A 10,983-nucleotide genomic window follows, 5' to 3' on the forward strand; every position below is an offset into this window, starting at 1 on the left:
GGCTTCCTCCTAAAAGAAAGCCTTGAATCACGTTCAATCTGATTTGAGAATCCCAAGAGTCCACACGGCCTAGTGCGCCGTCATCCAGGCGCGGGCTTCGCGCTGCGCCGCGGCGATCTCGGCTTCCGTCATCTGCTCGGCGATCTCCCGCCGCATCGCCGTGGCATCCGTGCGGCCCTTCAGGGCGGCAAGGTTGAACCATTTGTGCGCCGCGACCAGGTTGACCACGCCGGAACGGCCGCTCGCCCAGTAGAGACCACGCTCGAACAGCACGTCCGAGATCGCGGTCGCGTCCACAGGAATGGCCGTCTCCAGATTGATATGTCCCTGAAACATTCTCGTAGCTCCCCTTTTTATTGTTGGCCGCCCTCCCCCGAGCGCGGCCCCCGTCCACATCTAACGCCTTACTTCCCCAACGCCGTTTGCCGGCTTGTTGGGGGAGATCATGCCGGCCAAATTTGAAAAGCAGTTTAAGTATCGCGATGAACGGCGTGTAAACGCGCGCGGCGCGGCGAGTTCCCGAAATCCGAGAAGTGCCTGCAGCACAATGGTTTATGCGCAATGGTGAAGTCTGGTTTACCCTGGCGGTTGGCGGAACGATAACCATCGCGCGCAAACGCCAACCGGACGCGGCAGCACCGCCGCCCGCCATACGGCAGCGGAAGCCAACCGGTCGTCATGTGGGGGAGATCAGGCAATAAAAAAGCCGGCACCAAACGGCCGGCTATTGGAACGAGGGCGTCGGCGAACACGTCAGGATCAGATCTCACGATGGGCCTTGGGCCCTGTGAAATTGCGGAGCCGAATAGAGGTCCGCACCGAACGAAGAAACCTGTTTCTTCTGCCGGATCGACTTCGAAGGGCAAGCCCTTCTTATAAGGCGATCCAGCCGTTTGACCTGATGTCTCGCCGACACCCTCTTTCGTCAACCGGATCCGCCTGAGTGGATTGCTCCAAGGAAGCAGATCGTCCGAAGGTCCGGGTGACGGGCCGGCGTCAATCCGCCGGCATCCTCTCTCGGGCGAGAGTTACTTCTTCTTCTTCGCGACCTTCTTGGTCTTCTTCGCAGTCTTCTTCACTGCGCTCTTCGCCTTCTTCGCCTTCTTAGCTTTCTTCGCCATGTTGCCCTCCAATATCGTGAGATGGCTATACTTCGCTGCGTGCACTCGGGAATCGAGATGCACTGCATCCCGAATACACCAACACATCGAAAAAAACAGCGTCCAGCTTAAGGAAGTGTTGATGTTACGAGGCGCGAGAAGTATGCGCGCGCCAAGCGCAAGCGCGACGTTGCACTGACGCGGTGATGCAGGAAACGCAGAGTCGATCGACATCGACACTCATCGCGAATGCAGAAAGTGCCTGTGCCACAAGCATTTCTTGAATTTCCGTTTCTTCGCGCACGATGCGGCGGAGATGTCGGCGCAACTCACGAGGCCTGCCGAGAAGGCGTTGCGCAGGCGTTGAGACGCCAATTCCGGCTACAAAAAAAATTTCGTGGGTAAGCCGTATCGGCGGCATCTCCGCCCGCCGAAACGGCCTTTTCGGACGAATCTCGGCCGACCGATTCGGTGGAGGGACGATCCCGACGCGGTGACTGAAGGCGTGAGAAGCGAGCCGCGGACGCCTTCGCGCATCGCACAGAGCGCCTGCTGCGATGCCGTTCGCGTCCGCGAGCGATGCGTTCAGAGGCCGAGCTTCGACTTCAGGAGATCGTTCACAGCCTGCGGGTTGGCCTTGCCGCCGGACGACTTCATCACCTGTCCGACGAACCAGCCGATCATCTGCGGCTTCGCTTTCGCCTGCGCCACCTTGTCCGGATTGGCGGCGACGATGTCGTCGACCACCTTCTCGATCGCACCCAAGTCAGTGACCTGCTTCATGCCGCGCGCTTCGACGAGCGCACGGGGATCGCCGCCTTCCTGCCAGACGATCTCGAACAGGTCCTTGGCGATCTTGCCGGAAATCGTCCCCTCGCCGATCAGGTCGATGATCGCGGCAAGCTGCTCGGAGGAGACGGGCGAGCCCGTAATATCCCGGCCTTCCTTGTTGAGGCGCCCGAACAGTTCGTTGATCACCCAGTTGGCCGCGAGCTTGCCGTCGCGCGCACGGTCGGCGAGGCGGGCAAGCACCGTCTCATAGAACTCCGCGCTCTCGCGCTCGGCCACCAGCACGCCGGCGTCATAGGGCGACAGCGCGAAGTCGGCGATGAAGCGCGTCTTTTTCTGATCGGGCAGCTCGGGCAGCTCGGTCTTCAGCTCGTCGACGAACGCCTGGCTGAATTCCAGCGGCAACAGGTCGGGATCAGGAAAATAACGGTAGTCGTGCGCCTCTTCCTTGGAGCGCATCGAGCGCGTTTCGCCCTTGCCCGGATCGAATAGCCGCGTCTCCTGGTCGATGCTGCCGCCGTCCTCGAGGATCTCGATCTGGCGCCGCGCCTCATACTCGATCGCCTGGCCGATGAAGTTGATCGAGTTCATGTTCTTGATCTCGCAGCGGGTGCCGAGCGGGCCGCCCGGCTTGCGCACGGAGACGTTGACGTCGGCGCGCAAGCTTCCCTTCTCCATGTCGCCGTCGCAGGTGCCGAGATAGCGCAGGATCGAGCGCAGCTTGGCGACGTAAGCCTTGGCCTGCTCGGCATCTCGGATGTCGGGCTTGGAGACGATCTCCATCAGCGCGACGCCGGAGCGATTGAGGTCGACATAGGACATCGTCGGCGACTGATCGTGCCGCGACTTGCCGGCGTCCTGCTCCAGATGCAGCCGCTCGATGCCGACGGTGACGCTGCGGCCGCCTTCGAGCTCGACCAGCACCTCCCCCTCGCCCACGATCGGCGACTTGTACTGGCTGATCTGGTAGCCCTGCGGCAGGTCGGGATAGAAATAATTCTTGCGGTCGAACACCGAACGCAGGTTGATCCTGGCATTCAGCCCAAGCCCGGTGCGCACCGCCTGCCGCACGCATTCCTCGTTGATCACGGGCAGCATGCCCGGCATCGCCGCGTCCACCAGCGAGACATGGCTGTTCGGCTCGCCGCCGAACGCGGTCGAGGCGCCCGAGAACAGCTTTGAATTGGAGACGACCTGGGCATGGATCTCCATGCCGATCACCATCTCCCAGTCGCCGGTCGCGCCCTTGATGAGCTTGTGTGATGTGACAGGTGCGTTCATTGGTCTCGGTTTCCGGACAATTGATTATCTGGGACGGCTTTGGGCTTCGCGCAATGGACCGCGGCAGTCAAGCCGGAGAGCATGATCCGGAAAAGATCATGCTCAAACAAAGGGATTCGGGTGCTCAAAGCCCGCGTCGAAACGCCTGGTAGGACTTGCTCAGGCGGAGCGCGTCGGCGCCGCCCGCGATCAAGAGGTCGACCTGTTCCGGCGGCAGCGCGAACCGCGTCGGGATCGCGTTCAGGATGCCGGCGCGCTCTTCGCCCAACTGATCGAAGCCGAGCCGCTCGACATAGATGTGGACGTCACCGCATTGCCAGTTGCCGCCGACGCCAAGGCGGGCGCGATCCGCCGCCGACAGTCCGCACCGCCACCGCTTCAGCTTGCCCGACCATTCGGTGGCAAGCCCCGAGAATGCCGCGTAGCTCGAGCGCACGCTGGCATCGATGGCGGTATCGGCCGCGGCCGCAACCAGCTCGGCCCCGCTCGGGCCTTCGAGGCGCTGCGCGAAATCGCCGGATATGCCGCGCCCGGCATCGACCACCATGAACAGGATCCGCTGGAGCTTCACCGCCTGCCGCTCCGTCAACGGCTGGTACGGTCGCTCCGCGGCCAACAGCCCGATGGTGAGACCGGACAGGCCGAAATTGTCGACGAGCCCGCCGTCCAGCAGCTTCACGTAGCGCATGGAGCCGTCGCGGTAGCGCGCATTGGCCTCGGCGAACGAACGCAGCAATGGCTGCGCGTTCGGATCGCGCCGCACGCGTTCGAGCCAGGCCGGCAGCGGCTTCGAGCAGCCGCCGGGATAGGTCTCCAACACGATCGGCGCGAACGCGAGCGGCACCGCGGCCGATGCGGCAACCGCTTCGGACACGCGGTAGGAGCGGATGTCGCTGCACAGTGCGTCAAAGGAGGTCTTTCCGAACACGAACGGCGTGCGGTTATAGATATCGGAGGCGTTGATCCAGACCTTCGGCCGCCGGTCCTCGCGCAGCGCATCGAACCGCGCGCCGTCGAACAGGTTCTGGTCCAGCCACTCGGTGAGCTGGCTGTTGTTGACGCCACCGGCGAGCGCACGGCCGATATTGCCGAGCGAGACATTGGTCCTCAGCCCCTCCTCCGCATTCCGCAACAGGAAGCGTTCGCGGAAATCGTCGAGCGCGGCGCGCTTCTTCAGACCGAAATAGGCGGCGGTGATCGAGCCGCCGGACACGCCGGAGACGAAGTCGACACGATCGAGCAGGGTCTTCGCCTGGTTAGAACCGCCGTGAGAGCGATCGAGCTCCTTGAGCACGCCGAACGAGAAGGCCGCCGCGCGCGTGCCGCCGCCCGAGAAGGACAGCGCGACCAGCACGTCGTCGTCATAGCTTGGGATGTCGCGCCCGAGATTGCTGTCGGCGAGCGCATTGGCAAGCGGCACGTTGCTCGGCAGGTTGTAGACGGTTGCGCATCCGGCAAGCGCCACCGCAAAACTGGCCGCCAGTATCGTCGACAGCCACGCCCCTATGCCCGATCTACGCACAAACACCCTCTTGCCGCGCCCCCGCCACGCTTCCCTATCGCGGGCAATCTGGGCGCCCGCGTGGCGCGCAAAGACAGGGCCAATGTCCATCGGGGCGAATTGAACCGCGGTCAAGTAAAGAAACCGCGTCAAAATGAACCACGAAAACCTTCACAACTTGGAGAGGTTAGAGCGTTTTCGAGCGAAGTGGACACCGGTTCGCATAGCAATCAAGTTTACGCAGATTGCGTAGACTTATCTGCGCAGAAAACGCGTCAAACAACAATCTAGAGCAGCGCAGAGACGATCCGCTCCCACTCGGCATCGAGGGCATCCTTGGCCACCGGTTGGCCCGCCCGGCGGTACCAGTAGCCGGCATTGCCGACATCGCCCTCGACGCGATGCAGATAGGCGTGCACCCAGGCGGCCTCGGCGGTGCTTTCGTCCTGCACGATGCGGTGCGCCTGGTCCCAATTGCCTTTCGCCGCCCACCACAGCGCTGCCAGCGGTGGCGACAGCGAAGGCTCCGGCGCGGCGTCTTTGAGGCTGGCGCGGAAATCGGCCATCTCACCACCACCTCGGAGGCGTGGAGCGTCCGGCCGCCTGCTCGATCACTTCGCCGAGCGAGAACAGCGTCTCTTCATCGAAGGCGCGCCCGATCAGTTGCAGCCCGAGCGGCAAGCCCTGCGCATCCTTGCCGGCGGGGACCGCGATGCCGGGCAGGCCTGCCATGTTCACGGTCACCGTGAAGATGTCGTTGAGATACATCTCGACCGGATCGGCGCCGCCCTTCTCGCCGACGCCGAACGCCGCCGACGGCGTTGCCGGCGTGAGGATCGCGTTCACGCCCTTGGCGAAGCAGTCCTCGAAATCCTTCTTGATCAGCGTGCGCACCTTCTGCGCGCGCAGGTAATAGGCGTCGTAATAGCCGGCCGAGAGCACATAGGTACCGATCATGACGCGGCGCCGCACCTCATCGCCAAACCCTTCGGCGCGGGTGCTTTCATACATCTCGCCGATGCTGCGGCCGGGCACGCGCAGGCCGTAGCGAACACCGTCGTAGCGCGCCAGGTTCGACGAGGCTTCCGCCGGCGCCACGATATAGTACGCCGGCAGTGCGTATTTGGTGTACGGCAGCGACACCTCGACCAGCTCGGCGCCGGCGGCCTTCAGCCATGCCGCACCGTCACTCCAGAGCTTCTCGATCTCCGCCGGCATGCCGTCGAGACGGTACTCCTTGGGGATACCGATCTTCATCCCCTTCACCGACTTGCCGATCGCAGCCTCGTAATCGGGCACGCCAATGTTGACCGAGGTGGTGTCCTTCGGATCATGCCCCGCCATCGAGCGCATCAGGATCGCGGAATCGCGCACCGTGCGCGCGATCGGGCCGGCTTGGTCGAGCGAGGACGCGAATGCGACGATGCCCCAGCGCGAGCAGCGGCCATAGGTCGGCTTCACCCCGACGGTCGCGGTGAACGCGGCCGGCTGGCGGATCGAGCCGCCGGTGTCGGTCGCGGTCGCGCCCATGCAGAGCAATGCGGCGACGGCGGACGCCGAGCCGCCGGAGGAGCCGCCCGGCACCAGATGCGTGTTGGAGCCCTCGCGCCGCCACGGATTGACCACCGGGCCGAAGCACGAGGTCTCGTTCGACGAGCCCATCGCGAACTCGTCATTGTTGAGCTTGCCGAGCAGGATCGCGCCGTCGCGCCAGAGCTGCGAGGTCACGGTCGATTCGTAAGGCGGCACGAAATTGCCGAGGATCTTCGAGCACGCCGTGGTGCGGATATCGCGCGTCGCGAACAGGTCCTTGATGCCGAGCGGGATGCCGGCGAGCGGACCGCCATCGCCCTTGCCGATCTGTTTGTCCGCGGCGTCAGCCATCTCGCGTGCACGATCCGGCGTCTCCAGCACATAGGCGTTGAGCACGCGCGCCGCTTCGATCGCGGCAAGATGCGCGTCGGTGAGCTCGCGTGCGGTGAAGGATTTGCTCGCCAAGCCCTCGCGGGCCTCGGCGATCGTCAGCGATGTCAAATCGGTCATCTATTTATTGATCGGGCTGCAGAAGAACGGAGACAGGGTCTTGTCGTCGGCGGGATCGTCTTTTTTGGCGCGCGCCTGGTCGGCGGCCTCAAGCTGATCCAGCACGGTTTGCATCACCGCATTCGGATCGGCGGCCTTGCCCTGCCGCTCCATCACGTCGAGATAGTTCATGTAGGCCTGATAGGCTTTTTCATCGTCGCAGAGCAGACACATCGGACTTCCCGCAAAACAACAGAGAGGAGCTTACTCGACGACCTTCGGCACCAGGAAGAAGTGATTCTCGGTGGCTGGCGCATTGCGGACGATATCATCCGCAATCTCGCCGTCATTGACCACGTCGGCACGCTTCTTCATCTCCATCGGAGTGACCGAGGTCATCGGTTCGACGCCCTCGACATTCACCTCCGAAAGCTGCTCGACGAAGGCGAGCATCGCGTTCAGCTCGCCCTGCAGATGGGGAACTTCAGCCTCGGAGACCGCGATCCGCGCAAGCTGCGCGATGCGGCGGACGGTCGTGGCGTCGACTGACATTATATATGGCCTTTGGGCAGCAACATCAGCCCGCCGTATAGCAGACGCCGGTTTTGCGCCGCAACCCGCAGGGAACGTAGCCGTCTCTCCAATGAGAGAGCCCCGTAGCCCGGGTGGAGCGTCAGCGTACCCCGGGGCCGCCCGTAAATATTGATGCAGGTGTCCCGGGTTGCGCGTTCCGCTCCACCCGGGCTACGAAGCAAGCGGTGTGGGCGCTAGCGGGCCAATTTGCCCATCCGCGCCAGTGCCTCGCCGGCCAGCGTCCGAGTCAGCTCGGCCGCCGGCATTTCGCGGCCCAATGGCAGCGCCTGCCCGGCCCACATATTGGTGAAATCGACCCTGCCGAGTTTTTCGGCAGCCATCTTCAACGGCGCCAGCGCGGTTGCGGCATGCGGAAAGGCCGGCGCATCCGGCGAGATTGGCCCGATCTCTGACATCACGCGGTTGGCGACCCCGCGCGCCGGCCGCCCCGTCATCACATTGGTGATCACGGTGGAATCGTCCCTCGCCTGCGCCAGCGCTGCACGCGCCGCCGGGCCCACCCTGGATTCCGGGCAGCGCAGATAGGCACTGCCGATCTGCACGCCGGAGGCGCCCAGCGCGAACGCCGCCGCGATCCCGCGTCCGTCCGCGATGCCGCCGGCCGCGATCACCGGCACCTTCACCGCATCGACCACCTGCGGCACCAGCGCGAAGATGCCGGGCTGCTCGGCAATATTGTCGGTCAGGAACATGCCGCGATGGCCGCCCGCCTCCGCGCCTTGCGCGATGATGACATCGGCGCCGTGCTCCTCGAGCCAGACCGCTTCCTTCACGATCGTCGCCGACGACATCACGATCGCGCCCGCTTCCTTCACGCGCCTGAGCAGCCGCTCCTCCGGCAGACCAAAATGGAAGCTGACGACTTCCAATTTCAATTCCTCGACCATCTCGCACATCGCATCATCGAACGGCGCGCGATTGGCGGCGTTGACGGGCGCCGCGGAATCCAGCCCAAGCTCCTTGTAGTACGCCGCAAGCCGCGCCTTCCAACGCGCCTCGTGCTGCGGATCCGGATCGTCCGGCTGGTGGCAGAAGAAGTTCATGTTGATCGGCGCGGAGACACGCTGGCGGATGATGTTGACCTGCTCGCGCGCCTTCGCCGCCGTGAGCATCGCGCAGGGCAATGAGCCGAGCGCACCGCCTTGCGCGGCCGCGATCACGAGGTCTGCATCCATCACGCCGGCCATCGGCGCCAGCACGATCGGAAACTCGGTCTTGAACAGATCGATAATTCGGCAGTCCGGCCACATGATTCAACTCTCGCGTTGGCTCGTTGCTAGTAACCTTCTCCCACAACGGGAAAAGACGAGATGCGCCGAATGAGGGGTTCTCTCCACGGGCGCACGTGTTCGTGGAGAGAACCCCTCACCCAAGCGAATTCGGTCGCAGCCGCCAGAGATGCCCTCTCCCACAAGGGGCGAGGGCGCATCAACCGGCAGCATCGAGCCACGATCAATTCAGCGCGAAAGCGTTTATTGCCCGAAAACCCCCATCTCGACAGTCAGATTAGGCAGCGCTACCATTCCCTCGAAATGAATACTTGAGAACGCTGCCATCTCAATAATGAAACGCAGGCTGCGATCATGGAACTCACCGACCTCCAGACCTTTGCAACTGTCGCCCGTCTCGGCGGCATCACCCGCGCCGCCGATGAGCTGCACACCGTGCAGTCCAACGTCACCCAGAGGATCAAGGCGCTCGAAGCCGAGATCGGCACCGCGCTGTTCGAGCGGCACAGCCGCGGCATGACGCTGACCGGCGCGGGGCGACGGCTGCTCCCGTATGCGCAACGAATGGCCGCGCTCTCACGCGAAGCGATGCTCGCCGCGCGCGATGATGGCGAGCCGAAGGGACCGCTGGCGATCGGCTCCATGGAGACGACGGCCGCCGTCCGCCTGCCCGTGCTGCTTGCCGAATTCCATCGCCGCTTCCCCGCGGTGCGACTGACCCTGAAGACCGCGACCACGACCGATCTCGTCACTGCCGTGCTTGATGGCACGCTGGACGGCGCCTTCGTGGCCGGTCCGATCGATCACGCCGAGCTCACCTCCACCCTCGCCTTCCGCGAAGAACTGGTGCTGGTCACCGCGCGCCGCTGGGCCAACCTCGCCGCCTTGCGTGCGGGCACGTCGGAATCCGGACCGACCGCGCTGGTGTTCCGCACCGGCTGCACCTATCGGCAGCGGCTCGAGCAGATCTTCACCGACTTGGGCTGGCCGTCGGCCGCACGCTTCGAGCTCGGCACGCTCGACGGCATGGTCGGCTGCGTCGCCGCCGACATGGGCGTGACGCTGTTGCCGCGCGTCGTCGTCGAGCGCAACGCGTTGCATGCCAGCGTCAGCATCCACGCGCTCGATCCATCCTATGCGCGCGCCGAAACGATCTTCATCCAGCGCCGCAGCGCCCATCAATATAGCGCTCTGCAGAGTTTTGCCGCCTGTCTCGACAAGGACGATCAGGTCATCGCGGCCTGACCGCTCGTTCCGCTCCGCGAAATCCGGAAAGCCTTATTTCTGTGACGGAGCCATCACAGGTTTCGCGCGTGCGGGCACCCGTATGGTGCGGGCCCGCCATCAAAAATTTTTGGATCGTGCCCCGCGTCTACGTTAGTATGTGGCGCTTTCTACCAACAACCATAACGTCAACATCTGGGAGGGACTGCGATGCGCACCGCATTCGTGTTGTGCTGTTCTGTTGCTTTGTTGGTTACGGTCGGAACGGCAAGCGCACAAGACTGGACCAAGTCGAAATGGGGGCCGAACGACGAGATCGGCGCCGCCAACTACATGACGCCAGAACTCGTCGTCAAAGCCGCATCATTGGTGAAGACCGGCAAGACCTACGCGCTCGGCATTCCCGTCGATACCAAGACGCCGGCCTATCCGCCGCGCAGCTTCAAGATCACCATCGTTCAGCCCGGACAGGCCGGCAGCTCCGGCATCGGTCCGAACAAGGCGACCTACAATGACGATATCATCGATACCTGGGTCGGCATCGGCAGCCAGCTCGACGGGCTCGGCCATCTCGGCATCGAGCACGTCTACTACAACGGCAACAAGCTCGCCGATTTTGCCGATCCTACGGGCTTGAAGAAGCTCGGCATCGAGAAGGTGCCGCCGATGGTCGCCCGCGGCGTGCTGCTCGACATGGCCGCCTATTACAACACCGACGTGGTCAAGGAGGGCACCGCCTTCAACGTCAAGGAGATCGAGGAAGTCGCGAAGAAACAGGGCGTCGAGATCCGCCAGGGCGACGTCGTGATCTTCCACACCGGCTGGCTTAGCCTGATCGGCAAGGACGACAAGCGCTATTCCGCGGGCGAACCCGGCCTCGGGGTCGAGGGCGCCAATTATCTCACCGGCAAGGGCGTGGTGGCCGTCGGTGCCGACACCTGGGCCGTCGAGACCATCCCGTTCGAAAGCCCCAACGTGTTCGAGGTGCACCAGATCCTGCTTGCCAAGAACGGCACCTACATCCTGGAGAACATGGACACCGCCGAGCTCGCCAAGGACAAGGGGTATGAGTTCCTGTTCGTGCTCGGTCAGCCGCGCTGGCGCGGCGGCGTACAGAGCATGATCAACCCCATCGCGATCCGCTGACATCAGCCGCGAACGCGCTTCTGAGCAACCGGCGACATGGGTAACACTTCAAACCGACGACATGGGTAACACAATTCTCGTTTCGTTCAGGTCTGCT

At 63.6% G+C, this 10,983-nt stretch carries 10 protein-coding genes; 2 read left to right on the forward strand and 8 right to left on the reverse strand.

Annotation, left to right across the window (positions count from 1 at the left end):
• Positions 1-69: 69 nt before the first annotated feature.
• The 8 genes from AAFX91_RS33480 to AAFX91_RS33515 form a co-directional block, all read right to left on the reverse strand.
• Positions 70-336 carry a hypothetical protein gene (locus tag AAFX91_RS33480; RefSeq protein ID WP_394569413.1) on the reverse strand — a complete coding sequence of 89 codons (267 nt, stop codon included), beginning with the start codon at positions 334-336 and terminating at the stop codon, positions 70-72.
• A 1,349-nt stretch (positions 337-1,685) separates the two neighbouring features.
• Positions 1,686-3,170: an Asp-tRNA(Asn)/Glu-tRNA(Gln) amidotransferase subunit GatB gene (gatB, locus tag AAFX91_RS33485; protein WP_394569414.1), complete on the reverse strand. Its 1,485-nt coding sequence runs from the start codon at positions 3,168-3,170 to the stop codon at positions 1,686-1,688.
• 124 nt (positions 3,171-3,294) lie between these two features.
• Entirely contained in the window at positions 3,295-4,692 is a 1,398-nt protein-coding gene (locus AAFX91_RS33490) for a patatin-like phospholipase family protein (RefSeq protein WP_394569415.1), read from the reverse strand.
• A 266-nt stretch (positions 4,693-4,958) separates the two neighbouring features.
• The gene (locus AAFX91_RS33495; protein ID WP_394569416.1) at positions 4,959-5,237 is read right to left on the reverse strand and encodes a hypothetical protein; all 279 of its coding nucleotides are present in this window, start codon (positions 5,235-5,237) and stop codon (positions 4,959-4,961) included.
• A gap of 1 nt (position 5,238) precedes the next feature.
• Positions 5,239-6,714 carry an Asp-tRNA(Asn)/Glu-tRNA(Gln) amidotransferase subunit GatA gene (gene gatA / locus AAFX91_RS33500; protein ID WP_394569417.1) on the reverse strand — a complete coding sequence of 492 codons (1,476 nt, stop codon included), beginning with the start codon at positions 6,712-6,714 and terminating at the stop codon, positions 5,239-5,241.
• Positions 6,715-6,927 carry a hypothetical protein gene (locus tag AAFX91_RS33505; RefSeq protein ID WP_130579606.1) on the reverse strand — a complete coding sequence of 71 codons (213 nt, stop codon included), beginning with the start codon at positions 6,925-6,927 and terminating at the stop codon, positions 6,715-6,717.
• A gap of 30 nt (positions 6,928-6,957) precedes the next feature.
• Positions 6,958-7,245 (reverse strand): Asp-tRNA(Asn)/Glu-tRNA(Gln) amidotransferase subunit GatC, encoded by a 288-nt coding sequence (gatC, locus tag AAFX91_RS33510; RefSeq protein WP_028166675.1) that lies wholly within the window; start codon positions 7,243-7,245, stop codon positions 6,958-6,960.
• 215 nt (positions 7,246-7,460) lie between these two features.
• Entirely contained in the window at positions 7,461-8,537 is a 1,077-nt protein-coding gene (locus AAFX91_RS33515; protein ID WP_130579605.1) for a nitronate monooxygenase family protein, read from the reverse strand.
• 333 nt (positions 8,538-8,870) lie between these two features.
• Here AAFX91_RS33515 and AAFX91_RS33520 point away from each other — a divergent pair, with 333 nt between their 5' ends.
• A complete protein-coding gene (locus AAFX91_RS33520; RefSeq protein WP_282530780.1) occupies positions 8,871-9,761 on the forward strand; it encodes a LysR family transcriptional regulator in 891 nt (296 codons plus the stop codon).
• 189 nt (positions 9,762-9,950) lie between these two features.
• Positions 9,951-10,886: a cyclase family protein gene (locus AAFX91_RS33525; protein WP_130579603.1), complete on the forward strand. Its 936-nt coding sequence runs from the start codon at positions 9,951-9,953 to the stop codon at positions 10,884-10,886.
• Positions 10,887-10,983: the final 97 nt, after the last annotated feature.

The sequence above is a fragment of the Bradyrhizobium sp. 31Argb genome (assembly GCF_043638955.1).
In the GTDB taxonomy this organism is placed as follows: Bacteria; Pseudomonadota; Alphaproteobacteria; order Rhizobiales; family Xanthobacteraceae; genus Bradyrhizobium.

What these genes read in the sequence shown, in the direction of transcription:
- AAFX91_RS33520 (WP_282530780.1), top strand. Translation starts at nt 8,871, where the DNA reads ATGGAACTCACCGACCTCCAGACCTTTGCAACTGTCGCCCGTCTCGGC.
- AAFX91_RS33505 (WP_130579606.1), bottom strand. Translation starts at nt 6,927, where the DNA reads ATGTGTCTGCTCTGCGACGATGAAAAAGCCTATCAGGCCTACATGAAC.
- AAFX91_RS33480 (WP_394569413.1), bottom strand. Translation starts at nt 336, where the DNA reads ATGTTTCAGGGACATATCAATCTGGAGACGGCCATTCCTGTGGACGCG.
- gatC (WP_028166675.1), bottom strand. Translation starts at nt 7,245, where the DNA reads ATGTCAGTCGACGCCACGACCGTCCGCCGCATCGCGCAGCTTGCGCGG.
- AAFX91_RS33495 (WP_394569416.1), bottom strand. Translation starts at nt 5,237, where the DNA reads ATGGCCGATTTCCGCGCCAGCCTCAAAGACGCCGCGCCGGAGCCTTCG.
- gatB (WP_394569414.1), bottom strand. Translation starts at nt 3,170, where the DNA reads ATGAACGCACCTGTCACATCACACAAGCTCATCAAGGGCGCGACCGGC.
- AAFX91_RS33515 (WP_130579605.1), bottom strand. Translation starts at nt 8,537, where the DNA reads ATGTGGCCGGACTGCCGAATTATCGATCTGTTCAAGACCGAGTTTCCG.
- AAFX91_RS33525 (WP_130579603.1), top strand. Translation starts at nt 9,951, where the DNA reads ATGCGCACCGCATTCGTGTTGTGCTGTTCTGTTGCTTTGTTGGTTACG.
- gatA (WP_394569417.1), bottom strand. Translation starts at nt 6,714, where the DNA reads ATGACCGATTTGACATCGCTGACGATCGCCGAGGCCCGCGAGGGCTTG.